The organism is Cryomorphaceae bacterium 1068 (assembly GCA_027214385.1).
Lineage (GTDB): Bacteria > Bacteroidota > Bacteroidia > Flavobacteriales_D > Cryomorphaceae > JAKVAV01.
The window spans coordinates 72,713-95,412 of record JAPVXR010000009.1 but is presented as its reverse complement, the minus strand read 5'-3'; the positions used below and the strand labels follow the sequence as shown (position 1 = coordinate 95,412).

Annotated in this window: 25 protein-coding genes; 16 read left to right on the top strand and 9 right to left on the bottom strand. The window is 42.3% G+C overall.

Annotated elements, in window-relative coordinates:
- Positions 1-25: 25 nt before the first annotated feature.
- Positions 26-610 carry a sigma-70 family RNA polymerase sigma factor gene (locus O3Q51_12140; protein ID MCZ4409565.1) on the top strand — a complete coding sequence of 195 codons (585 nt, stop codon included), beginning with the start codon at positions 26-28 and terminating at the stop codon, positions 608-610.
- A 323-nt stretch (positions 611-933) separates the two neighbouring features.
- Positions 934-1,287 (top strand): phage holin family protein, encoded by a 354-nt coding sequence (locus tag O3Q51_12135; GenBank protein ID MCZ4409564.1) that lies wholly within the window; start codon positions 934-936, stop codon positions 1,285-1,287.
- On the opposite strand, the gene O3Q51_12130 is transcribed toward O3Q51_12135, so the two are convergent.
- Positions 1,284-1,721 carry a hypothetical protein gene (locus O3Q51_12130; protein MCZ4409563.1) on the bottom strand — a complete coding sequence of 146 codons (438 nt, stop codon included), beginning with the start codon at positions 1,719-1,721 and terminating at the stop codon, positions 1,284-1,286. The genes O3Q51_12135 and O3Q51_12130 overlap by 4 nt on opposite strands.
- Before the next feature lie 125 nt (positions 1,722-1,846).
- Here O3Q51_12130 and O3Q51_12125 point away from each other — a divergent pair, with 125 nt between their 5' ends.
- From O3Q51_12125 to O3Q51_12105, 5 genes are all read left to right on the top strand, one after another.
- Positions 1,847-2,386: a glutathione peroxidase gene (locus O3Q51_12125; GenBank protein MCZ4409562.1), complete on the top strand. Its 540-nt coding sequence runs from the start codon at positions 1,847-1,849 to the stop codon at positions 2,384-2,386.
- 35 nt (positions 2,387-2,421) lie between these two features.
- Positions 2,422-3,999, top strand: a complete 1,578-nt coding sequence (locus O3Q51_12120) for a hypothetical protein (protein MCZ4409561.1) — start codon at positions 2,422-2,424, stop codon at positions 3,997-3,999.
- Positions 4,000-4,073: 74 nt separating this feature from the next.
- Complete coding sequence (locus O3Q51_12115; GenBank protein MCZ4409560.1) at positions 4,074-4,583, top strand: sigma-70 family RNA polymerase sigma factor; 510 nt, start codon at positions 4,074-4,076, stop codon at positions 4,581-4,583.
- A complete protein-coding gene (locus O3Q51_12110; protein ID MCZ4409559.1) occupies positions 4,573-5,391 on the top strand; it encodes an anti-sigma factor in 819 nt (272 codons plus the stop codon). The genes O3Q51_12115 and O3Q51_12110 overlap by 11 nt, the downstream gene beginning before the upstream one ends.
- A 92-nt stretch (positions 5,392-5,483) precedes the next feature.
- Positions 5,484-6,032 carry a fasciclin domain-containing protein gene (locus tag O3Q51_12105; GenBank protein ID MCZ4409558.1) on the top strand — a complete coding sequence of 183 codons (549 nt, stop codon included), beginning with the start codon at positions 5,484-5,486 and terminating at the stop codon, positions 6,030-6,032.
- A gap of 80 nt (positions 6,033-6,112) precedes the next feature.
- Here O3Q51_12105 and O3Q51_12100 read toward each other — a convergent pair whose 3' ends face one another.
- A complete protein-coding gene (locus O3Q51_12100) occupies positions 6,113-7,525 on the bottom strand; it encodes an MBL fold metallo-hydrolase (protein ID MCZ4409557.1) in 1,413 nt (470 codons plus the stop codon).
- A 115-nt stretch (positions 7,526-7,640) separates the two neighbouring features.
- Between O3Q51_12100 and O3Q51_12095 the strand changes: the two genes are divergently transcribed.
- Together O3Q51_12095 and O3Q51_12090 are read left to right on the top strand one after the other, a co-directional pair.
- Positions 7,641-8,123 (top strand): hypothetical protein, encoded by a 483-nt coding sequence (locus O3Q51_12095; GenBank protein MCZ4409556.1) that lies wholly within the window; start codon positions 7,641-7,643, stop codon positions 8,121-8,123.
- A 295-nt stretch (positions 8,124-8,418) separates the two neighbouring features.
- On the top strand, positions 8,419-9,051 hold the full coding sequence (locus O3Q51_12090) for a 2OG-Fe(II) oxygenase (protein ID MCZ4409555.1): 633 nt from the start codon (positions 8,419-8,421) through the stop codon (positions 9,049-9,051).
- A 59-nt stretch (positions 9,052-9,110) separates the two neighbouring features.
- On the opposite strand, the gene O3Q51_12085 is transcribed toward O3Q51_12090, so the two are convergent.
- The 3 genes from O3Q51_12085 to O3Q51_12075 form a co-directional block, all read right to left on the bottom strand.
- Complete coding sequence (locus tag O3Q51_12085; GenBank protein MCZ4409554.1) at positions 9,111-9,752, bottom strand: hypothetical protein; 642 nt, start codon at positions 9,750-9,752, stop codon at positions 9,111-9,113.
- Positions 9,736-10,230: a sigma-70 family RNA polymerase sigma factor gene (locus O3Q51_12080; protein MCZ4409553.1), complete on the bottom strand. Its 495-nt coding sequence runs from the start codon at positions 10,228-10,230 to the stop codon at positions 9,736-9,738. The genes O3Q51_12085 and O3Q51_12080 overlap by 17 nt, the downstream gene beginning before the upstream one ends.
- Before the next feature lie 210 nt (positions 10,231-10,440).
- Positions 10,441-11,691 (bottom strand): aminotransferase class I/II-fold pyridoxal phosphate-dependent enzyme, encoded by a 1,251-nt coding sequence (locus O3Q51_12075; GenBank protein ID MCZ4409552.1) that lies wholly within the window; start codon positions 11,689-11,691, stop codon positions 10,441-10,443.
- 164 nt (positions 11,692-11,855) lie between these two features.
- On the opposite strand from O3Q51_12075, the gene bamD reads away from it, so the two are divergent.
- From bamD to O3Q51_12045, 6 genes are read left to right on the top strand one after another with little or no spacing between them, the layout of a single operon-like run.
- On the top strand, positions 11,856-12,644 hold the full coding sequence (gene bamD / locus O3Q51_12070) for an outer membrane protein assembly factor BamD (GenBank protein ID MCZ4409551.1): 789 nt from the start codon (positions 11,856-11,858) through the stop codon (positions 12,642-12,644).
- Between the two features lie 9 nt (positions 12,645-12,653).
- The gene (locus tag O3Q51_12065; protein ID MCZ4409550.1) at positions 12,654-12,989 is read left to right on the top strand and encodes a DNA-directed RNA polymerase subunit omega; all 336 of its coding nucleotides are present in this window, start codon (positions 12,654-12,656) and stop codon (positions 12,987-12,989) included.
- 15 nt (positions 12,990-13,004) lie between these two features.
- Complete coding sequence (gene coaBC, locus O3Q51_12060; protein MCZ4409549.1) at positions 13,005-14,201, top strand: bifunctional phosphopantothenoylcysteine decarboxylase/phosphopantothenate--cysteine ligase CoaBC; 1,197 nt, start codon at positions 13,005-13,007, stop codon at positions 14,199-14,201.
- Positions 14,198-15,103, top strand: coding sequence for a DUF4835 family protein (locus O3Q51_12055; protein MCZ4409548.1), 906 nt, complete (start codon positions 14,198-14,200; stop codon positions 15,101-15,103). Before coaBC ends, O3Q51_12055 begins: the two co-directional genes overlap by 4 nt.
- Positions 15,104-15,141: 38 nt before the next feature.
- Positions 15,142-16,794, top strand: a complete 1,653-nt coding sequence (gene recN, locus O3Q51_12050; protein ID MCZ4409547.1) for a DNA repair protein RecN — start codon at positions 15,142-15,144, stop codon at positions 16,792-16,794.
- A 53-nt stretch (positions 16,795-16,847) separates the two neighbouring features.
- A complete protein-coding gene (locus O3Q51_12045) occupies positions 16,848-17,663 on the top strand; it encodes an SDR family oxidoreductase (GenBank protein ID MCZ4409546.1) in 816 nt (271 codons plus the stop codon).
- Between the two features lie 17 nt (positions 17,664-17,680).
- Here O3Q51_12045 and O3Q51_12040 read toward each other — a convergent pair whose 3' ends face one another.
- Together O3Q51_12040 and O3Q51_12035 are read right to left on the bottom strand one after the other, a co-directional pair.
- Positions 17,681-18,775, bottom strand: a complete 1,095-nt coding sequence (locus O3Q51_12040; protein MCZ4409545.1) for a transporter substrate-binding domain-containing protein — start codon at positions 18,773-18,775, stop codon at positions 17,681-17,683.
- Between the two features lie 12 nt (positions 18,776-18,787).
- Positions 18,788-19,381: a CoA pyrophosphatase gene (locus tag O3Q51_12035; protein MCZ4409544.1), complete on the bottom strand. Its 594-nt coding sequence runs from the start codon at positions 19,379-19,381 to the stop codon at positions 18,788-18,790.
- A gap of 96 nt (positions 19,382-19,477) precedes the next feature.
- On the opposite strand from O3Q51_12035, the gene aat reads away from it, so the two are divergent.
- A complete protein-coding gene (gene aat, locus O3Q51_12030; GenBank protein MCZ4409543.1) occupies positions 19,478-20,161 on the top strand; it encodes a leucyl/phenylalanyl-tRNA--protein transferase in 684 nt (227 codons plus the stop codon).
- On the opposite strand, the gene O3Q51_12025 is transcribed toward aat, so the two are convergent.
- Together O3Q51_12025 and O3Q51_12020 are read right to left on the bottom strand one after the other, a co-directional pair.
- Entirely contained in the window at positions 20,158-20,601 is a 444-nt protein-coding gene (locus tag O3Q51_12025) for a response regulator (GenBank protein MCZ4409542.1), read from the bottom strand. The genes aat and O3Q51_12025 overlap by 4 nt on opposite strands.
- A gap of 15 nt (positions 20,602-20,616) precedes the next feature.
- A complete protein-coding gene (locus O3Q51_12020; protein MCZ4409541.1) occupies positions 20,617-22,518 on the bottom strand; it encodes an ATP-binding protein in 1,902 nt (633 codons plus the stop codon).
- Between the last annotated feature and the right edge of the window lie 182 nt (positions 22,519-22,700).

Sequence of the window (22,700 nt, the reverse complement as noted above, 5' to 3'; positions counted from 1 at the left end):
TACTACTAATTAAAAAGGAGAAAGTATGCATTCTAACTCGGCTACGGACCAGGAATTGGTTCGACTATATTTAGAAGGAAATGAATCTGCATTTGAGGCTTTGTTGTCAAGACACAAAGACCGAATATACACGCAGGTTTATATGTTGGTGAGAGACGAAGAGCTCGCAAACGACATTTTTCAAGAAACATTTGTAAAGGTCATTCGCACCCTTAAGTTGGGACGATACAATGAAGAAGGTAAGTTTCTTCCTTGGGTCATGCGAATAGCTCATAACCTCTCAATCGATCACTTTAGAAGGTCAAAGAAAATGCCTTTCGTGAGAGAAAATGATGATTATGATCCATTTGCAGCAATTCCTCGCGATGAGAAGAACGTGGAAGATCAATGGATTGATGATGTCATTAACGAAGATGTTAGAAAACTGGTAGAAGAGCTACCTGAAGAGCAGCGAGAAGTGGTGATGATGCGTCACTACGGAGGTATGAGCTTCAAGGAAATTGCCGAAAGAAGCAATGTAAGTATCAACACCTCATTGGGAAGAATGCGCTATGCACTCATCAATATGAGGAAGATGATAGAGAAGCACGATATCAAGCTCACAAAATAATTTTCGATGGTTGGATAATAATCAGAGTTGGAAGGTCGTTTTAGTTCCATAAAAACAAAAAGCGCCTATGCCAAATTTTACTTCTGATTTTTTATTTGATTCAAACAAACAAAAGGCTAGCCGCCGTTTTTCATCTCATAGAGGTGAAGAGGTGAGAAGCCCGAAAAAGCAAACCATCGCAAATTTGATAGCTTTCTCCAATGCTCTGGAAGTTAAAAATGGAAGGAGCGGCCCTGTAGAGATGGTGCTGAATTGAAATAAAAACACGATTTATCGATAAGCGACATACTCAAAGTGTGTCGCTTTTTCTATTTTCGGTCTTTATGAATATGATCATTAAATTACTGCTTAATGCACTTTTGGTTTTTGCCCTTGCTTGGGCTTTGCCAGGGGTTCAGGTTGAGGATTTTTGGACAGCCCTTGTTGTGGCCGTTATTATTGGGTTTCTCAATATTTTCGTCAAACCTATACTCGTTGTCATAACGATTCCGGTGACGATTCTCACATTGGGTTTGTTTCTTTTGATAATTAATGCCGTAGTCATACAAATGGCAGCTTGGCTAGTCGATGATTTTTATGTAACCAACTTTTGGTGGGCATTGCTATTCAGTCTCATTTTGAGTGTGATGAATTCAGCTTTTGAGAAATCAGCAAGAGCCGAGAAAGACGAGTTCTAGTTTACAAGAACGTTTGCAGCCCAAGTCGCCATGAGCAAATCAGGTTTGGTTTTGGCTTTATATCCCATGCTTTGTGCGTAACCTACAGCAGCTTGAAAAACTTTATTGGATGGAAACTCAGGATCGGAGTTGAGGTCTAGGTCTATTTGTTCTATCGGTACATCGCATTCAAACTTTAAATAGCCCGCTACATCAATACTGCGCTGCAGCTCTCCCCATAATCTTGTCCACATATCCTTTACCACTGGAGTGGCTTCTCGGTGATAGATGACATGCGCTCCGTTGTTTTCAAAACGAAAGACTACCGTTGTAGCATATAGAGTCTTCTTAGAATAATTTTGACTATCGCTTCCCACATATATTTTCACACCGGGATTCTTGGACAGCATTTCCTGAGCATAGCTGCCTAGCTCCACTCTAGTGTGACTTCCCATCTTTTTAAATGTTCGATCCATCCCTTTTTGCCTTCAATTTACACTTGTAATCTTCAAATCAAGCTCAGTTTGGTAAACAATTATCCACAACAAGAGTTTTTCTATCAGTCTTACAAAACCATATGATGCAAAAAATTACCTTGATTCTAGCTCTCTTTTACACACTTACAATTTCTGCTCAAAACACGACAAATATGACGATCTATGATTTTTCAGTTCCTGCCCTAGAAGGTGGATCTATTGATTTTAAGGACTTTAAAGGAAAGAAAATCCTTATTGTTAATACGGCATCGGAATGCGGATATACACCTCAATACAAGCAGCTCGAAGAGTTGAATAAAGAGATGGGCGATAATGTAGTAATCGTTGGTTTTCCCGCCAATAATTTTGGAGGACAGGAGCCCGGGTCAAATGAGCAAATTGCAGCTTTCTGTGAGAAAAATTACGGTGTGTCGTTCCCGATGGCAGCTAAAGTCAGTGTGAAAGGTGCTGATCAACACGAGCTTTTCAAATGGCTGACTGCATTAGAAAACGAAGATTTCACAGGTGATATCAATTGGAACTTTGAGAAGTTTCTGATTGATGAAGAAGGAAATTTGATCCATCGCTACCGATCTGGTGCATCACCATTGGATGAGGCTATTTTGAGCGCACTGGAAGACTGATCCAAAATAGTATTTTTGGGCGTTTATCGGCGCTCATGAATTCCAGACTACTCCAAAGCGACAATTTCTACTACGGCTTATTTGCCGTGCTCCTTGTTCCGGCTTTGCTTATCAATCTGGGTGTTCACCACATTTTCATCCATACCGATGAGAGCCTTCGAGCCCTGATCGCACTAGAGATGCTATTTAATGAAGAGTTCATCGCACCAACTGTAAATGGACTTTTTTATTACAATAAACCGCCCCTTTACAACTGGATTATTGCCGGATCTTACAGGCTCTTCGGTGAACCGTCGCTGTTTGCTTTGCGCTTTCCTGTATCTGTTGCCATTTTCATTTATGGCTTTCTAATTGTTCGACTGATTGGGAAAGCTACCAGCAGAAGGGTAGGGTGGTTAGTGGCTATTATGACCATCACCAGCGGGCGTATTCTTTTTTACGATAGCTTTTTAGGTTTAATTGACATCGCCTTTTCGGCTGTGATCTTCACCAACTTTATGCTCTTTTATCACTTCGGAAGGCAGAAAAGATATTTTGCTCTTTTTGCCATTACTTATTTCCTGAGTGCCATAGCTTACTTGATGAAGGGGCTTCCACCAATAGTCTTTCAAGGATTCACCATCATAGCTTTTGCCATCTACATCAAGGACTGGAAAATTCTCTTCCATCGAATGCACTTTCTTGGAGCTCTCTTCTTTATCATTCCGGTTGGACTATACTACATGGCCTATATACAGGTGAATTCTCAATCGCTTCTTGATCTTTTTGAGACCCTTTGGACAGAGTCGAGTAAAAGAACCGTAACCGACCATGGCATTGGAGATACATTAAAAGCCCTTTATGAGTTCCCGCTCGAAAATCTCTACCATTTTGCACCGTGGACCATTTTCGTTGTTTTCCTTTTTAGGAAAGGAGCTGCAAGGTCTCTGTGGCGTGATCAATGCGGGCGATTTGTCATCTTGGTATTCGGCTTGAATATTATCGTTTATTGGACATCTCCCGGTGTCCACCCTCGCTACCTCTTCATGTTCTTACCGCTACTTTTTGTTTTGCTGGTTAAAGCAGAGGAGGATGCTTCACAACGTTCTATCTCAGTAGTTCAATTGATTTTAATGGCCATCATGATTCTGGGTGCTCTTGCTCCATGGTTTGCGATTGGTCAAATCACTGAGCTCGGTGTAAATGGAACAATTGTGAAATTGGCTATCCTAAGCCTTTCCATGGCGATTATAGCTCTGGTGTTTTATCGGCAGAAGCAAAGAAGATGGATCATTTTAGGAATCTTTCTTCTCGTTGTCCGGATTGGTTTTGATTGGTTTGTTTTGCCGAATCGCGATGCTAAAGGTGCTACATATGCGGAAGCGGCTTTGGAAGTGGCCAGAATCACCGAAGGAAAGCCCCTCTATATAACAGGGCTAAACTACGTGCACAGCGCAACTTCTTTTATGATTGAAAGAGAGAGAGGTGAGGTTCTGGAGCTGCGCTCAGAAACCGAATCTGGCTCTTATTATCTGGTCCGAGAAGGATTTCAAATGGAGAATGCGGATTCGCTTCTTGCTTTTGGTACCAGAGGCACTGACCTAAAGCTAATTCTTTATCGCAAGAATGACTAGAATTAATAACTGCCTCAAAACTTTATTTTAAGTTTGAGCATTATTAGATCGTGGCTCCCGTAGAGAAAGAAATATTGAGATTATTTGAAGAAGGTGATGTGAAAGCCATGAATCTTCTTTATGACCATTATTCTGATGCTTTGTATGGTGTTGTGCTGCGAATGGTCGGAGACGAGGCTCTTGCATCGGATGTTTTGCAGGAATCTTTCGTTAAGATTTGGAAAAATTCACGCTCCTATGATCCTTCGAAGGGTCGATTGTTTACATGGCTTTTGAGAATTGTAAAGAACAAAGCGATCGATAGCATCCGCAAAACGGGGCGTAAAGCTGAAATCCAAACAGAACTTAAGATCGTATATAAAGATGATGCGTCGGATTCAACAGATCCTACCCTCGAACATGATTTAAACACGGTTTTATCTAATTTAGATCAAGATCAAAGAGAACTAATAGAGCATTCATACATCTTAGGCTACAGCCATCCCGAAATAGCAGAAAAGTTTGATATGCCATTAGGTACAGTCAAAACGCGAATAAGAAACGCGATGAAGGAGCTACGGTCAATATTTGGAAATGGACGTTAAGGCATACATAGAATCAGGTATTTTGGAGCAGTTTGCTCTCGGAGACGTATCCGAACAAGAACGTCAAGAGATCGAGTGTTTGTCAAAAATTTACCCCGAAATCAAAGCCGCTCTTGAAGGAGCCGAGCTTGATTTGGAGATGCTTGCACAAGCAGGAGCTGTAAAGGCCCCTTCAGGAATTAAGGCTAGTATCATGGCCGAGTTGTCGAATCACGACCAACTACCTCCAAGTGCGGAAGAAAAATCTACTCGCGTTGAAGAAGAGGTAGTTGCAGTTCCGTTCAAATCTTCCTCAACTTGGCCTGTAGTATGGGCCGCCGCCGCTTCCATCACTTTACTTTTGGCCTTTTGGCAATTTGTAGAACGTGGAAATGCTGAAACTGAATTGGCTGCAGCCAAAGAGGAACAAGAACAACTCTTGGCCAATAACGAGTACTTGAGAGGAGAAGTTGAATACTTGAGTGAAGATGTTCAAGATACTTTTGACCCCAGTTTTAAAAAAATAGTACTTGAGTCTACAAAAGTTGAAGGATCTACCGGAGTCTCTGTGCTCTGGCAAAAAGAATCGGGTAAGGTCAAGATTAATTTGGCATCACTTCCCGAGCTACCTACTGATAAGCAATACCAACTATGGGTATTAAAAGACGGTGTGCCTTCTGATATGGGAGTGCTTCCAAAAGACTTCCAAGATGTTTATCTGGCCGATTCACAAACCAATGACGGTGATGCTTTTGCCATTACTATTGAACCACTGGGTGGATTGGAAAATCCTACCTTGGATCAACTCGTGTATCTGGGAACTGTCTAGTTCAATCACAGACGAACTTCACTTTATTTATTGAAACTGAAATCTGATCTTCTTTTTGAGGCGTAACTATTACAAATCAAAAAATAGGAATCATGAAAAAGTTAGCATTAGTATTCGCATTTGCAGCATTTGCTGTAACAGTATTTTCTCAGAAAGAAGCAGTAATGGTAGGAGGCGAAGCCATGTATCCAAAAAAGGATATCGTTTCAAATGCCGTTAAGTCAGCCGATCATACCACTTTGGTAGCAGCCGTTAAGGCAGCGGATTTGGTTGAGACATTACAGAGTGAAGGGCCATTTACGGTTTTGGCTCCCGTAAACGACGCATTTGAAAATTTGCCTGAAGGAACCGTGGCTAGTCTGCTCAAGCCCGAGGCTAAGTCAAAGCTTACTGCGGTTTTGACTTACCATGTTTTGGCAGGAAATTACGGTTTTGACGACATCGCCGCAGCAATTAGAAAAGGTGGAGGTAAAGCGACTATGAAAACGGTTCAAGGAGCAACATTGACCTTCACTATGAATGGGAAGCACAACATCGTAGTAATGGACGGAGCAGGAAATACGGCTAATATCACCACATACGATGTGAACCAGAGTAATGGTGTAATTCACGTTATCGACACAGTCTTATTGCCATCTTAATTTCCAATGTTTGCAATTACTATTGGACAATAAAAAAGGGCTACCGATGAGGTAGCCCTTTTTTTTTCCTAGTACTCATGCTAGAGCAAAGTACTCGGGCAAACATAGTCTGTTTTCGGAACTTTCGTTTCAGCGATTTCCTTAAAGCCTCCGCGGATGTCCACAAAATTGTCCCAGCCTCTTTGCTTGAGGATTGACGCCGCAATCATACTGCGGTAACCACCTGCACAATGCACCATAAATGGTTTGTCTTTTGGGAATTCAGCTAAGTGATCGTTGATTTGGTTCAACGGGACATTTACGGCATCTACTACGTGTTCTGAGTCGAATTCACTCTTTTTTCGAACGTCAAACACCAGCGGTTTCTCGTCATATTTAGCTGCAAACTCCTCAGGAGAAAGTCGCTTCACGCTGTCTACTTCTTTTCCCGAAGCTTTCCAAGCGTCGAATCCACCTTCCAAGAAACCGATGGTGTGGTCATATCCTACACGAGAAAGTCGAATCATCGCTTCTTCCTGTTCTCCTTTATCGGTAACCAAAAGAATCTCTTGTTTGATGTCCCTGATCATTTCACCAACCCACATCGCAAAGTTTCCTTCCAAGCCGATATTGATACTATTGGGGATGAATCCTTTTGCAAAATCTTCGGCATCACGCGTGTCCAATATCAGCGCTCTGGTTTCATTGGCTACAAACTCGAATGCCTCCGGCGTTAGGGGCTTACTAGCTCTTTCGATTACTGTATCGAGGGCTTCGTACCCTTGAATGTTCATCAAAACATTTTTAGGGAAGTAGGCCGGGGGAGCTGTCAGTCCTTCCAAGAGGACGTCAATAAACTCGTCTTTGCTCAATTCAGGATTGAGGGCATAGTTGGTTTTCTTTTGATTTCCCAAGGTATCGGTAGTCTCCTTGCTCATTTTCTTTCCGCAAGCACTTCCTGCACCATGGTTCGGGTATACAATGAGATCATCGCTCAAAGGCATAATCTTGTTTCGCAACGAATCATAGAGATGAGCAGCAAGCTTTTTCTCTGTGAGATCGGCAATCACATGCTGCGCCAAGTCAGGACGACCAACATCGCCAATGAACAAGGTGTCTCCGGTGATGATTCCGTGTTCTTTTCCATCTTCGTCGATCAAGAGATATGTTGTCGATTCCATTGTGTGTCCCGGAGTGTGGATAACTCTTACGGTTGCACCACCGACTTTAAATTCTTGATTGTCCTCAGCTACCAAAGCTTCAAAACCAGGTTTGGCAGTGGGGCCATAAACGATCTTAGCTCCTGTTTTTGCAGCTAAGTCTAAGTGACCACTGACAAAGTCTGCGTGGAAGTGCGTTTCAAAAACATACTTGATTTTCGCTTTGCTTTTCTCGGCGCGATCGATGTAGGGTTGTACTTCTCGTAATGGGTCAAAAATGGCCGCTTCGCCATTGCTTTCTATATAGTAAGCTGCGTGAGCGATGCATCCGGTATAAATCTGTTCTATTTTCATATTGAATTACTTTTTACTGGTTGATGATCACAAAGGTAACAGATGGCCTTTGGATAAAATGCGACTTGGGTTACATTCCAGGGTAATACACCTTTTGTCTACCTTTCGTTTTGAAATGAAGAACAGGAGAGCTTCAATCAAAAATGAACAACAGCTTCAGAGAGGGTTTTTAGCGGCACTTTTAATCAGTCTTGCCATGATTTTTTTTTCCTGTTCCGGACCGAAAGAAATGCTCGAAGGTGATCAACACTTGAGAAGTTTATTGGGTCAGGCAAATGACGGAAGGATAAAATCTACCATTCTGTCTGTATCGGATTCTTCAATTCAGATTATGTACGTTAACACAAGTGCAGATTCCGTCGGTGTTAGAACATATAAAGACCTTGCTTTCTTCAAAAGTTGTTTGTCAGATTCTTTATTGTTTCAGCCAGAAAAAAAAGTTTCAGGTAAAGGCTTTATAATGGTCGGAGGTTTTGGTTATCGTCGGATGTATAAAGAGTCGGCGGAGACTGGTTTTCCCAAGTTCAACTTGATTGCTCCCGGTGATTCATTGAAGGTAACAGCGTCATTAAAAGAAAGGATTGACAGTAAGACTTAAGCGGTTTGAACTTTCAATTCGTTCAGATTTCGAGCTTTGAAGACAAGCGTGTAAGCAAAGAGCTATTTGATAAAGTAGAAAGACTCATATTTATTGAAGATAAATTAGTTTCTGAATGTTATCGATTTCAATTGGACTGAGCTCTATGGGTTCATAGTAGAAAGATCATTCTGTTCAGAAGAGTACATCCATTTTCAGCTGAAAATGATTCTTTTTTGTTTGGCGAGAATCACTGAAAAGTAGTGAGTTATTGAGACCTTCTTTTCTCTACCTTCACCCAATGATTCTTTGATATTTGAAAGATCTACAATTGGATCCCTGGGAGACCAGGGCCGATCATTTGGCCGAAAACGACTGGGTGATCCTCGATGACTTCTTGCCAACCGAAGTCTTAACGATTTCGCGTAATTTCTTGAAAAAGAAATTAGAACTGGACGAGTTTAAACAAGCCGGCATCGGTGCGTTGAACGAATTTCGAATAGAAAAAGGGATCAGGAGTGATGAGATCTTTTGGCTCGAGCGAGAGCGCGACAGTGAGCTTCACGGATTTTTTACTCAGGTAGACGAAGCCATTGCACATCTGAATCGACTTTGCTTTTTAAGTATTTCAGGCAGTGAGTTTCATTTGGCTCACTACCCTGAAGGTTCCTTCTATAAGCGACACCTTGATCAATTCGACTCTCGCAGCAATCGACTGATATCCATGATTTGTTACCTCAACGAATATTGGAAGCCAGAGCATGGGGGAGAGCTGCGGCTCTATGCCAAAGATGGGACTCACCAAGACGTAGCACCCTTACCAGGCAGAATGATTCTCTTTAAAAGTGATGCCGTACCACATGAAGTCTTGTCATCTAAAGCGTCAAGGTATAGCATTACCGGCTGGCTGCTTCATCAGCCTCCCGGATTGGGCTACTTGCTGGGGTGATACTTGCAACTGAGGATTCACAAAGTCTCTGGTTTTATGCGGAGTGAAATTTAGCTGTGCTATCCCTCTTTCCTCAATTCATCCATTTCAGTCATTGCTTCATCCAGCTTCTTCAAGATTCCTCCATAAATAAACTTCACGTCTTCGCGGTGGATGGTCTTTGCAAAAAACGCCATGGTTAAGGCGGCGATGATCATTGTAACAGTGGTAGGGACGTGCATTCCAAAAATGAGATTATCTGAACTTTCAGCCACTTTTTGACGCATTTCACCAAAAATATCGGAGAACCATATTCCGAAGTAAAAGCACAGAATCAGCGCGGGATAAACAACGCGATACATTTTTCCATAGCGTTCAATGGATTGGTTTAACCAGTCCTGAAAAGACTTCAGGTAACTGTAGCTGTTTTGACCTTTGTCGACTTTGGCTAGCGCGTCCATTTCAAACTTTGCGGTGTAAGCAATGTACATCAGCATGATTGACACTATGGCTCCTGCTAGAAGTGCACCCGCCATGAAAGAAGTGAGAAGAATGATGACCGCAGCAATGATAATGGCCCAAATATTCTTTCGAAACATTCGCATGAACTTATCAATAATGTGAACCGACTTCCGATTGTACAAGTCATTAACCTTAGGTGCTACCAAGGCTTCTCCTTTGAGGAAGCCCTCTTTCCAAATGTTCTCAATTGATTTTTCCATCTAATAATATTTTAAGTCGTTCTTTTATTCTGGTTATGCGCACCCCTATATTGTTGGCATTAGTACCAATGATTTCTGATATTTCTTGGTAAGACTTTTCTTCCAAATAGAGAAGGATTACAGCCCGATCTACTTCAGATAGTTGTCTGATTGCTGTATAGAGCATTGCCAGAGATTCGTCTGAAAAGTCTGTTTGGCTTTCATCAGGAATATCTACTGGTTCATGATCAGATGAGAAGTGCTGCTTTTTCTTTTTAGACTTCTTCAACAATGTGAGGCAAACGTTTAAAGTGAGGCGGTAAATCCAGGTAGACCATTCAGACTGTCCCTTAAAATTGTCTTTACTTCTCCAGATTTGTAGGCAAACTTCTTGGTAGTAGTCTTCGAAATCTGCCTCAGTATCGGTGTACGCCCTGCAGATCTTGATGATGATTCCTGCGTGAGGCAAAATGGATAAAATGTAAAAATCACTACTCAATTTCTGGCTTTTGATCGGTTAGTGGCAGATTTTAGGAATCCTTACAGGAAGGTCTTGATTTTTGGAAGATTTTTTGAAGAACTAATGCTAGGCGGTTATCAATGAGCCATTAATTTATGAACAAATGACTTATTGGGTGAATCTCTAACCCAAAATCAAAAAAGCCACTCCTTTTCAGAAGCGGCTTTCCATTTTTCAATATGTAAAAACTTATCGCCAGTCGACGATCTCGGCAGCGGCTTCGTATTCGCCCGCTTCGAGTTTCACTTTTATTTTCTTAAATGTTTCGATCGTGTACTCCACGTCTTCCAGCTTATGAACTGCAGTAGGAATCAAGCGCAGCATAATCACTTCTTTCGGCACTACGGGGTAAACCACGATAGAACAGAAGATATTGTGATTCTCACGCAGGTCCATCGTAAGGTTAGTTGCTTCTCCTAAAGTTCCTTTAAGGAATACAGGAGTTACAGGACTATTGGTTACACCCAAATTAAATCCTGCATTACGCAATCCGGTTTGCAGGGCAGTAGCGATTTTCCAAAGATTTTCTTTATGCTCAGGTTCGGTGCGCATCATCTCCAATCGCTTGAGCGCTCCAACCACAATTGGCATCGGAAGCGACTTGGCGAAAGTCTGTGAACGCATATTGTACTTCAAGTACTCGATTACTTGCTCATCACCTGCAACGAATGCTCCGATGGTAGCCATAGCTTTCGCAAAAGTTCCGAAGTAAATGTCAATTTCTGCTTGCACACCCTGATAATCTCCTGCACCTCTTCCGTTTTCACCGATGGTACCAAAACCATGGGCATCATCTACGAATAGACGGAATTTGTACTGCTCCTTGTAAGCAACGATTTCTTTGAGCTTTCCTTGGTCTCCTGCCATTCCGAATACACCTTCAGTTACAACTAGGATTCCTCCTCCTGTTTTTTCCGTCCAGTTCGCAGCTCTTTCAAGTTGCTTTTCGAAACTCTCCATGTCGTTGTGCTTGTAAACAAAGCGTTTTCCTTGGTGAAGGCGAACACCGTCTACCATGCACGCATGTGACTCAGAGTCGTAAACGATTACATCATTACGATCTACCAAGGCTTCAATTGCCGACTGGCAACCTTGATATCCGTAGTTGAGCAAGAAAGCATCATCTTTTTGCATGAAGTCGGCCAACTGCTCTTCGAGCTCTTCGTGCTTTGACGTGTGGCCGGACATCATTCGGGCACCCATCGGATAACCCATTCCCCATTCGGCGGCAGCATCAGCGTCTACCTTGCGAACTGCGGGGTGATTCGAAAGGCCCAGATAGTTATTGATACTCCATACCAAAACTTCTTTCCCTCGAAATTGCATCTTTCGATCAATCTCACCTTCCAACTTTGGGAATGTGAAATATCCATGGCTCTCTTTGGCGTGGCGGCCTAAAGGACCTCTGTTGTTCTTGATTTTGTCAAATATGTCTTGCATAAAAATATGAGTGACAGTTATTTCAAGCGGCGAAAATACCGCTTAATTAACTCATGGCAAAATATCCTTAAAATAACTGCAAACAACCTTTCGTTGTTAACTCATCCTAAATGTCTTTTCAATCTTAAAATAGAAAGTATCTTTGCGCGATGATTTTGCGAAACGTGAGATTCATATTCATACTTCTGGTAGTCCTTGTTAGTTCTTGTTCTGAGTACGCGAAAGTTACTAAGAGCACGGATGTGGAATACAAGTACACAAAGGCTGTGGAGTATTATGAAAAAGGGCAATACAGCAAAGCCCTTTCACTCTTTGATGAATTGGGGACGCTTTTTCGTGGGTCAGATCGAAGTCAAGAGATCCATTATTACATAGCAAATTCACATTTTGCGTTAGAAGATTACTACTTCGCGGCTTATTACTACAAGAATTTTACAAAGACCTATCCTCGAAGTTCCAGAGCGGAAGAGGCCTTATTTAAGTCGGCTTATTGCAGCTATCTCAATTCGCCTGTTTCCAATTTGGATCAAACGGATACCGAACTGGCGATAGATGAGTTCCAGTTATTTCTGAATCGCTACCCCGAGTCAGAGCTGAAAGATAGCACCAACACTATGATCGATGAGTTGAGGTTAAAGCTTGAGTTGAAAGCTTTTGACAACTCAAAGCTCTATTACCTCACAGAAGACTATAAGTCGGCTACGGTAGCGTTGCAGAACATGCTTGTGGATTTCCCAGATAGCCCTCACAGAGAAGAAATTGAATTTTTAGTTGTGAAAAGCTCTTATTTACTGGCAATTAATAGCATTGCTTCAAAGAAAGAAGAGCGATTGAACGCTACCATCGAACATTATCATAAATTTGTGGACACTTTTCAGGACAGCGATTACGTAAAAAAGGCAGAAGACTATTATGCTGATGCCCTTCGCGAACTGGATAAAATGAAGTTTTAAACCCGGGATATGAATTTCAAAAATACGAATGCAGCGCGTACAACTATTACGCGCGACGTGCACAACCTCGAAAAACAAACCAACAATATCTACGAAGCTATTGTGGTTATGTCGAAGCGTGCCAACCAAATCAGCAGTGAGATGAAAGAAGAGCTCAATGCTAAATTGCAAGAATTTGCTACCAGCCAAGACAATTTGGAGGAGGTATTTGAAAACCGAGAGCAAATCGAAATTTCAAAATTTTACGAGCGTCTTCCTAAGCCCCAATCGATTTCCATTCAAGAGCTTTTGGATGATAAAATCTACTTCCGTCGTCACGAAGAAGAGGAAGAAGGAAACGCGTAATTCTTTTCTGGTGCCATGCTTCGAGGTAAGCGTATTCTATTAGGCGTTACGGGAAGCATAGCCGCATATAAGTCAGCTTTTTTAGTCAGAGAGTTTATAAAGGCGGGTGCAGAAGTTCAGGTAGTCCTAACGGATGCTGCGAGTTCTTTTGTTACGCCTTTAACCCTAGGCACCCTGAGTAAACGTCCTGTCCTTAACAATTTTGTTAAAGAGCCGCTTCACGCCGGTGTTTGGAACAACCACGTTGAACTCGGACTTTGGGCCGACCTCATGGTGGTAGCACCCGCCTCTGCCAATACTTTGGCCAAAATGGCTCACGGAGAGGCTGACAACCTATTACTCACAACCTACTTAAGTGCCAAATGTACTGTCTATTTTGCTCCTGCCATGGATCTCGATATGCATGCCCATGGAGCGAACAAATCCAATATTGATACACTCGTAGAACGAGGAAATATTCATATTCCTTCCGGGAGCGGAGAACTGGCAAGTGGATTGAAAGGGCAAGGTAGAATGGCCGAGCCCGAAGAAATCAGAGCCTTTATTGAGCAAGACCTGAAAGGAAAAGCTCCTCTTTTTGGGAAAGAGGTTTTAATCACGGCCGGACCTACCCAAGAACCTATCGATCCTGTGCGCTACATAGGCAACCGAAGTACGGGTAAGATGGGCTATGCCATAGCTGAAGCTGCTTTGGCGATGGGGGCAGAAGTAAATCTTGTTTCAGGCCCTGTAAGTCTTGATCCTCCAAAAGGAGTGAATCTCATTCGTGTGCAAACCGCTCAAGAAATGTTTGAGGCCACAACGCCACTTTTTGAGTCATGTGATGTTGCGATACTTTCTGCAGCCGTGGCGGACTATCGATCTAGAGCAGTCGCAGATCATAAATTGAAGAAGTCTGCTGATCTATTGACCATTGACCTAGAGCCAACTCCTGATATTCTCAAAACCCTTGGAGATAAGAAGTCGAGTCAAGTCTTAGTAGGTTTTGCTTTGGAGACCAATGATGCTCTGGCAAATGCAAAAGGGAAGTTGGAGCACAAGAAATGCGATTTGATCGTGCTCAATACCCTGGCTGATGAAAAAGCAGGTTTTGGCTTTGATACGAATAAGGTTACTTTCGTGTCAGGCAATAAAATTGAAGAATCGGAGTTAAAATCGAAGCGAGAAATTGCCGTTGACCTCCTTCACTTTATCAAGGAACATTTTTTATGAGAAAATTACTACTCATCCTTTCCGTGCTTGGTGTCTTTACTTTGAATTCTAAGGCTCAAGAGCTCAATTGTCAAGTGGATGTTATCTACCCGCAAATTCAAGGTGTGAACCCCGCCATTTTTGAGCAAATGGAAAGCGACATTTTCGAGTTTATGAATAATCGGAAATGGACCAATGATAAGTTTTCGATTGAGGAAAGAATCGAATGCAGCATTGTCTTAAATATTACCGAGGCCAGAGCGAGTTCAAACACTTATCGTGCAGAATTGCAGGTTATTTCTACACGTCCCGTATACGGCACAGATTACCACACACCCATACTGAATGTGAGAGATGTCAACCTCACTTTTGACTATTTTCAAAACACTCAGTACAACTTCAATCCTGATCAGTTTCGGAATAATTTGGTGTCTACACTGGCATTCTACGCGTATATGATCATTGGTTTTGATTACGATACTTTCTCCGAAAAAGGAGGCACCCCTTACTATCAACAAGCACAGCGTATCGTTCAAAGTGCCCAAGTTTCAAACTTTGAAGGCTGGAAGGCATTTGAAGGAGATAAGAACAGGTATTGGTTGGTAGAAGATATTCTTCACAGAACCTTTGAGCCCATGCGCGAGACACTGTATACTTATCACAGACAAGGTCTGGACTTAATGAGTGAAAAGATGCGTCCTGCGCGGCAAACCATTATGAATAGTCTCAAGAATTTTGAGCAGGTGCACCGGGTTAAGCCGCTGGCATACAATACTCAGCAATTCTTCTTGGCGAAAAGTGACGAGATCGTGAATCTATTCACAGAAGCCGATCCGCCTGAACGCAACCAAGTTTACGAAGTCGTTTCGAAAGTGGACCCAGGAAATCTTGCCAAATATGACAAGATGCAAAAGGGTAAATAACCTGATTGCTGTTTTCTTTTCCGACGTATCTTTAGTCCATGCTTACACATCTTTCCATCCGGCATTATGCGCTGATTGATCATCTGGAGATTGATCTTTCTGATGGTCTCAATATCATCACCGGAGAAACGGGTAGCGGAAAATCCATCATTCTAGGTGCACTCAGTTTGATTCTGGGTGAGCGCGCTGAGAAACGCGTGGTGAAGGAGGGGCAAAAGAAATGCATCGTAGAAGGAGCGTTTGCGCTCGATGCAGAAAAGTGGAAAGTCATTTTCGATGAAAACGACCTTGATTTTGAAGTAACTTCGATTTTGCGAAGAGAAGTTCTCGCCTCAGGAAAAAGTCGCGCCTTCATCAATGATACTCCCGTTAATTTGAAACTGCTGCGTGAGATTGCCCTCGAACTGGTTGATATTCATTCTCAACATCAGACTATCCAGCTTAACAATCCCGATTTCCAGCTTGAAGTAATCGATGCTTTTGCCAAGGCAGGCCGGGAGAAAAAGAACTACCTCAAAGCTTTCAATTCTTATGCGACCGCTCAAAAGAAGCTGAAAGAACTGGAGGAAAATCTGGCCCAAGACAGACGGGAGATGGATTTCGTCACCTTTCAACTCAAAGAATTTGATGAAATTAATTTGGATCAAATTGAAGAGGAGGAGTTAGAAGAAGAGTACCATATGCTTTCTAATAGCGAAGAAATCGCTCAAAAGCTTCATGGTGCTGTAGATGTACTGATTGAAGGTGAAAGCCCGATTCTTTCCAGCTTGAAGGAGCTTGGTGCATTGATGAATGATATCTCCGAATATTCCCAGGTATATAAGGACTTGAATGATCGAATCAGGAGCGCCATCATCGAATTGGACGATATCGCTTCCGAAACTCAAGATGCGGCTGGTGATATTGAGATGAACCCAGAACGTTTGGCACAATTGGACGAAATCAGATCCGTCATTTTTAGGCTTGAACAGAAGCACATGGTTCAGGGAGTTTCCTCGCTCAAAGCTAGGCGAGATGAACTAGCTCAGCGCATTTCCGGGAGTGAGCAACTCGAAGAAGCAATCGAGTTACTGAAAAAAGATGTGAAACACGGACTTGAATTGGTTAGCAAGGCAGGAGAGGATCTCAGTAAAAGGCGAAATACAAATTCTTCAAAGTTCACCAACTCATTGGAAGAGCTACTCGGACTGCTCAATATGAAGAAAGCTTCATTTGAGCTGAATTTTGATAAGATGGATAATCCTTCGCCAAATGGTTTTGATCGCTTGGAAATGCGCTTTAGCGCCAATCCGGGTCGAAAGCCTGAGCCATTGAAAAATGTGGCGTCGGGTGGAGAGCTATCGAGATTGATGCTTTCTATTAAGAAGCTGTCTGCTTCTCGCGGCCGCACGATTATCTTAGATGAGATTGATACAGGAGTTTCTGGAGAGGTGGCTCACTCAATGGGGAAAATCATGAGAGATATGGGCGTCAATCAGCAAGTAATCAGCATTACTCATTTACCTCAAATTGCTTCCAAGGGTAAGACTCATTTCAAAGTTTTTAAAGAGGAATCAGATAACCATACTAAAACGCGAATTGAAAAATTGGACGAGAAAGAGAGGGTAGTAGAAATCGCCCAAATGCTTAGTGGAGCAGAAACTACGGCTGCCGCCATGGATAATGCTAGAGATTTATTACTGGCTAACTGAACCCTGCTCCCTTTTTCTATATTTGTCGCCTTAATCACTAAGAAGTCACAATCATGGCCAATAACCTACTCAAAGGAAAAAAAGGAATCATCTTCGGAGCCCTCAACGATATGTCTATCGCTTGGAAAGTGGCAGAGCAAGCATACGAACAAGGAGCAGAATTTGTCTTAACCAATGCACCGATCGCATTGCGAATGGGAGAAATCAACACTTTAGCTGAAAAGTGTGGTAATGCACCCGTAATTCCTGCTGATGCCACCAGCAATGAGGATTTGGCGAACCTTTTTGATAAAGCCACTGAGCATTTTGGCGGAAAGGTAGATTTTGTGCTTCACTCCATTGGAATGTCTCCAAATGTGAGAAAAGGCAAGCATTACACCGAAACCAATTACGACTTTTACCACAAAACGCTCGACATCTCAGCAATGAGTTTGCACAGAGTCTTGAAGACGGCCTATGAAAAAGATGCCATCAATAACTGGGGCTCAGTAGTAGCGCTTTCTTATATCGCAGCACAGCGTGTATTCCCTGATTACAATGACATGGCTGATGCTAAGGCATTGCTGGAAAGCATCACCAGAAGCTTCGGGTATCACTACGGAGTGAAAAAGAAGGTGCGCATCAACACTATTTCGCAATCTCCTACAGTAACTACAGCAGGTAGCGGTGTAAAGGGTTTTGACGAGTTTGTGGCTTACGCCGAAAGCATGAGCCCTCTGGGAAATGCTAGTTCAGAGGATTGTGCGAACTACGTGATCAGCCTATTTAGCGACTTTACAAAGTACGTGACTATGCAGAACCTCTTTCACGATGGAGGTTTTAGCTTTACCGGAGTATCGGAAGATGTGATTGGTCGCTTCGCGAAATAATTAGAAAGCATACTAAGCTACTCCAACTCGAACGACGCCAATTCTGTTTTCCATTCCAACGTTTCAATGCGCTGAATGATAGCAAGGTTGAGTGCCTTTCTGGCTTGACCCAGAGGCAAGGCATATGCGTAGTATTGGGTTAAAAACCTTGCAGGGGCAACGTCTATTTCGTTATGGAGTTTATTTTGATTGATCTTATACCTGAGCAAAGGCTCGTCATATACGAATGCATCGGCATTACCTGAAGATAGCATCTCCAGAGCTTTATCAACAGATACGACTTCATTTGAAGCAATCATTTTAGAGTTCAAAAATGTATGTGACGTAGATCCGCTTATAGCTACGACTCGTGCGTCCTCCAAATCATCTAGATTACTAATATCCAGAGAAAGCTGACCTACTGTGAGCGAAGACGCTATGGAAGCCGTGAACCCACTAATGATAATAATTGCGGTGAACATCCAGATCAACCCAACAATTCGGCCACCAGTGCTTTTTGGGGACTTATCTCCGTAGCCTACCGTGGTCATAGTAACGGCGCTCCACCAGAAAGAATCCCATAGTCCTTTTGCGTCTCTGCTAAATTCTTCTTCGTTATGCTTGCGCTCGAATATCCATGCGAAAAACCCAAAGATTAAAATGACAAAGGCCAAAAGCGCTATCGCGGTCCAGAATTTCCAAGAGAAAATGTTTTGAAGCAATCGCATGATCGGTCCCTGTTGCTCTTTCTTAACTGCGATGGCTAGGTTTGTAATGAAAAATGGTTGGGTGAACTCCATGTTCGTTAACCGTTCGGGGGTGACGGTTAGAGGGTTGATTGAAATATCTACCTCATTATTCTGAACGGCCTCGAGCAAGTCGGTCAAGTTGTCGAAGGTGCGGTACTCATAATTCACATTTAGATCAGAAGCTACGCGTTCCCAAAGAAAAATACTGAGTCCTTCATATTGCGCCTCTCCTGCCGATTCAATAATAAACGGTTCACTGATCTTGATACCGACTTTAACGACCCTGTCGTATGAAAATTTGGGATATGTATCAAGGTTCGTAGTTTGGCCGTAACTGGCAATTGTAGCAGTAAGTAGTAGCAGAAAAGATAATAGTATACGCATCTTAACGGAGATTTATTCGGTCAATATTTCAGCGAGCTCTTTAAGCATCATTGCTGTGGCTCCCCATACAGTATGTCCCAAAATATCAAAATATTTGACTTCAAGTTCGGAGTTGGTCACCTGCACGAATATGGGTTTTTGCTTTATAGAACTTTCTTCTAAAATGATGTGAAGCGGAGCTTCGATAATCTCAGCTACCTCCAATGGATCGCGTTTGAAGTTGGGTCTTTTTTGCGAATACCCGACGAAAGGAGCAACCAGAAATCGACTAGGGGGTATATACACTTTGGAAAGTGGTCCTACCACAGTAACCTCTTCGGGCCGGATATTCATCTCCTCGTGTGCTTCTCTGAGAGCCGTTTGGATCAAATCTTTGTCAATCTGTTCGCGTTTACCCCCGGGGAAGCTCACCTGTCCACTATGGGTGCCTTCATAAGTGTTTCGCAACATCAGAGCTACGTGAGGTATGTTATCTACAGGATAGATAAGGGCCAGCACTGCTCCATGCCTCGCTTCGGGGTCTACCTTTTCGACATCAATGGCACTGGGTCTGATGTAATTGATCATCTTGCTATGAGCATCCCAGCCCGGAAGAGGTTTCTCCATGGCTGTTTGAATCCTTAAAATAAGTTCATCCACGAGGATAAAATTACTTCTTTAAACCGTTCCCTTAGTTCGTTTAGTGAATTCTATATTTGCCCTATGCCCGTATATGGTTTAGATTCTGAGTACTTGTTCTTCCCCAACCCCGAAGATGCCAATGAAGATGGCCTTCTAGCCGTAGGAGGACTTCTCCGAGAAGATTGGATCCTAAGCGCATACGAAAGGGGGATTTTCCCATGGTTTAACGAAAGAGACCCGGTTTTGTGGTGGAGCGTTGACCCGCGAAGTGTTCTCTTCTTTGATCATTTGCGTGTTCAAAAGAGCATGCGTCCTTACCTCAACTCTGATGAATATATCTTTACTCTGGACACGGCCTTTGAACAAGTGATGAAATCATGTGCCAATGCCCCAGGAAGGGGTAAATCCCGCACTTGGATAAGTGAAGAGATGATGAATGTCTATACCTCCTTACATCAAATGGGTGTAGCTCATAGTGCTGAAGTATGGCGTGACGGAGAACTGGTTGGTGGGCTATACGGAGTGAGCCTTGGACGTGCCTTTTTTGGCGAAAGCATGTTTAGCATTGAAAAGAATATGTCCAAATTGGCCTTTATTAGATTTTGCAGGCTTTTGGAAGAGCGCGATTTTGATTTTGTGGATTGTCAAGTGCCAACTTCACATCTGGAGAGCTTAGGAGCAGAGAATATTTCGAGAACCGAATACCTCCGATTGCTTCGTAAGGCTTTGGAAGCGCCGACTCAGACAGGAAGGTGGACGGTCTAATAAATTTCAGAGATTTTTTTCATGGTCTTGAGCTGTTCTGAAGTTATAGGTTTAGAAAAAAAGCTCTTAACCGATTCGTAGGTATTGGCACGATCAAAATCTGCTTGATTGATAGTCGAGGATAGGATACACACGGGAACTTTTTGAGCTCCGTTTTCACAAATCTTTACGTATTCATCCAAAAAGTCCCATCCGTCCATAACGGGCATATTCAAATCCAGAACTATTAAATCAGGCATTTCTCCCAGATTATTTATTGTCCCTTTAAGATAACTTATAGCTTCAGAACCATTTCTTGATTCATTGACTATCATAATTTCTTCTAATTTTTCGATCTGTTTTCGAAAAATAAAGAGAAAAGTAGAATCGTCATCAATTACCATTATTCTCATAGTTCTGTAGCTTTCTTGTTCTTTACGACGTTTTTTTCCTGTTTCCATTTTATCGAATAGGCTCTATTTTTTTGCTAAAAATATGGTGAAACAAGTTCCTAGGTTGGGTTCACTTTCCACAGAAATAGTGCTTCCCAAAGCATTTAGTTGTCTTTTCACCAAATACAATCCTACTCCTCGGCCGTCGGGATTGCTGTGGAAGCGCTTGTACATCCCAAAAAGGTTCTTTCCATGTTTGTCTAAATCAATTCCCAGTCCGTTGTCCTTAAAAATAAGCCTTACATGCTCGTTCATTTTGGATGCGTGGATATCAATAATCGGATCAACTTCATTCTTTCGGTATTTTAAGGCATTGGAGATTAGATTTAAGAAGAGATTCTCAATGTGAGCTTTCTCGTAATGGATGGTCTCCAACTCGAAGTTTGTTTGAATTTTAAAATTGGCCTCTCTGATCGATTCACTGAGTTGATGTTTTACTCCGTCTACGATATCATTCAGATTTATGGTTTTGAATTCAACAGTGTCTTTTGCTCGAACACGCAAAACTTGATGCATTTCTTCCAGTGTCAAATTCAGTTGGATAACTGTTTTCGAAAACTTATCGAGAATAATTTCATTTGTAGAATCGTTAGGGTTAGTGTAGTTGAAATGCTCCAGAAGTCCAATTAGGTTAGTCACGGGAGCCCTCAAATTGTGGCTGGCAAGATGAGCGAATTCATTGAGCTCCTCGGTCTTTTTCTCTAGCGTTGCGATCACTTCTTCGAGCTGAACGCGAGACTGAATCGTTTCAGTAATGTCGAGTGCAATACCCAGGGTGAAATAACCTTTTTCATCCTTGAGAACACACGTATTAATTGCTAAGTAGCTCAGATTGCCCTTTTTTGTTCTAATCTCCAATTGATAGGATTTAGGAGAATTATCACCGCGTGTTCTGGCTTGCATGGCAAGGAGAGCTCTCTGATCGGCTTCAAATATCAGTTTCTGAGTGTCGAAATCAGGCGACCTGAGTTCTTCCAAGGAATAGCCGGTCATTGCACAAAACTGATCATTCGCATAATCAAAAACTTCATCGCGAAGGATGTAAAGTCCTCCAAAGGCATTTTCTACGAAGCTTCTGTATTTGACCTCAGTGTATTTTGACTCTTCAAGGGTGCGTGAGTGCTGAATCCTCGAAGAGGCTATGGATGCTATAGCCTCAAGGATTTTTGCATCATCACCGGTGAAGTAATTCTTTTCGGGATGTTCGGAATCTATGACTCCAATCACTTCGTCATCAGCTATTAGTGGAACCGCTATTTCTGAAAACCTTTGTTCATCATCTAGCACATAACGACTATCCTGAGAGACATCATCGATGATAACCGTTCTTTTTTCAGTTGCTGCCAAGCCTACAATGCCCTCTCCGAAATTGAGACTGATGGGATCCTTCACAGAATTTCTCAAGGATTTGGGACTCTTTGGTCCATGAGCAGCTCTTTGCTCAAGTGAGCCATTTTTACGATTTACAATGTAGACCACACAATCAACTAATGAGAGTTTTGCGATGGCTTCACTAGCAATTGTCCGTGCTACATCGTCTTCTGTTTGCGCATCGAGCAGAGCAGTTGCAAAATCGCTGATGATCGATAGATGAGTTTGGAGCTTTACTTCCTCAGAGATGTCTTTTCCAAAAACATCCACCAAGTTCTCGTTTTTCCTAGGGCAGAAGGTGAAGCTGAAATGGCAATTTTCTACAGAAGAAGTGCTTTTTTGAACTGTTTTGCTTTTGATAGCCTTTATGGCGGATTCGATAAACCCTTGCGGGTAAACCGTATACTCTGGCTCACTTCCGCAGAGTTCCAGAACATTCAGTGCGGCGGCGTTAGAGTAAGTCAAATCTCCATTGCCATCGATAGTAAATACAGGGTTTGGATTACGATCGGGATATAAATTCAACTCTTTCGCCATCTCAGTTCGCGTATTCACGTTGTTAGCTAAACGGGTTTTATGCGCTAATTTGATTTCTAAAGCTAAGCCTCCTCTGACTTTCTTTTACGTGCAATTTATTAATCAAACCATCGCAATACCTAAATTTTAGATAGAGCCATCCAATAGCCTGACGAACGAAATATTCATCACTACGAAAACAAAATAAATTCAGAATTTAT

What these genes read in the sequence shown, in the direction of transcription:
- O3Q51_12140 (MCZ4409565.1), top strand. Translation starts at nt 26, where the DNA reads ATGCATTCTAACTCGGCTACGGACCAGGAATTGGTTCGACTATATTTA.
- O3Q51_12135 (MCZ4409564.1), top strand. Translation starts at nt 934, where the DNA reads ATGAATATGATCATTAAATTACTGCTTAATGCACTTTTGGTTTTTGCC.
- O3Q51_12130 (MCZ4409563.1), bottom strand. Translation starts at nt 1,721, where the DNA reads ATGGGAAGTCACACTAGAGTGGAGCTAGGCAGCTATGCTCAGGAAATG.
- O3Q51_12125 (MCZ4409562.1), top strand. Translation starts at nt 1,847, where the DNA reads ATGCAAAAAATTACCTTGATTCTAGCTCTCTTTTACACACTTACAATT.
- O3Q51_12120 (MCZ4409561.1), top strand. Translation starts at nt 2,422, where the DNA reads ATGAATTCCAGACTACTCCAAAGCGACAATTTCTACTACGGCTTATTT.
- O3Q51_12110 (MCZ4409559.1), top strand. Translation starts at nt 4,573, where the DNA reads ATGGACGTTAAGGCATACATAGAATCAGGTATTTTGGAGCAGTTTGCT.
- O3Q51_12105 (MCZ4409558.1), top strand. Translation starts at nt 5,484, where the DNA reads ATGAAAAAGTTAGCATTAGTATTCGCATTTGCAGCATTTGCTGTAACA.
- O3Q51_12100 (MCZ4409557.1), bottom strand. Translation starts at nt 7,525, where the DNA reads ATGAAAATAGAACAGATTTATACCGGATGCATCGCTCACGCAGCTTAC.
- O3Q51_12095 (MCZ4409556.1), top strand. Translation starts at nt 7,641, where the DNA reads ATGAAGAACAGGAGAGCTTCAATCAAAAATGAACAACAGCTTCAGAGA.
- O3Q51_12085 (MCZ4409554.1), bottom strand. Translation starts at nt 9,752, where the DNA reads ATGGAAAAATCAATTGAGAACATTTGGAAAGAGGGCTTCCTCAAAGGA.
- O3Q51_12075 (MCZ4409552.1), bottom strand. Translation starts at nt 11,691, where the DNA reads ATGCAAGACATATTTGACAAAATCAAGAACAACAGAGGTCCTTTAGGC.
- O3Q51_12065 (MCZ4409550.1), top strand. Translation starts at nt 12,654, where the DNA reads ATGAATTTCAAAAATACGAATGCAGCGCGTACAACTATTACGCGCGAC.
- coaBC (MCZ4409549.1), top strand. Translation starts at nt 13,005, where the DNA reads ATGCTTCGAGGTAAGCGTATTCTATTAGGCGTTACGGGAAGCATAGCC.
- O3Q51_12055 (MCZ4409548.1), top strand. Translation starts at nt 14,198, where the DNA reads ATGAGAAAATTACTACTCATCCTTTCCGTGCTTGGTGTCTTTACTTTG.
- recN (MCZ4409547.1), top strand. Translation starts at nt 15,142, where the DNA reads ATGCTTACACATCTTTCCATCCGGCATTATGCGCTGATTGATCATCTG.
- O3Q51_12045 (MCZ4409546.1), top strand. Translation starts at nt 16,848, where the DNA reads ATGGCCAATAACCTACTCAAAGGAAAAAAAGGAATCATCTTCGGAGCC.
- O3Q51_12040 (MCZ4409545.1), bottom strand. Translation starts at nt 18,775, where the DNA reads ATGCGTATACTATTATCTTTTCTGCTACTACTTACTGCTACAATTGCC.
- O3Q51_12035 (MCZ4409544.1), bottom strand. Translation starts at nt 19,381, where the DNA reads ATGGAGAAACCTCTTCCGGGCTGGGATGCTCATAGCAAGATGATCAAT.
- aat (MCZ4409543.1), top strand. Translation starts at nt 19,478, where the DNA reads ATGCCCGTATATGGTTTAGATTCTGAGTACTTGTTCTTCCCCAACCCC.
- O3Q51_12025 (MCZ4409542.1), bottom strand. Translation starts at nt 20,601, where the DNA reads ATGGAAACAGGAAAAAAACGTCGTAAAGAACAAGAAAGCTACAGAACT.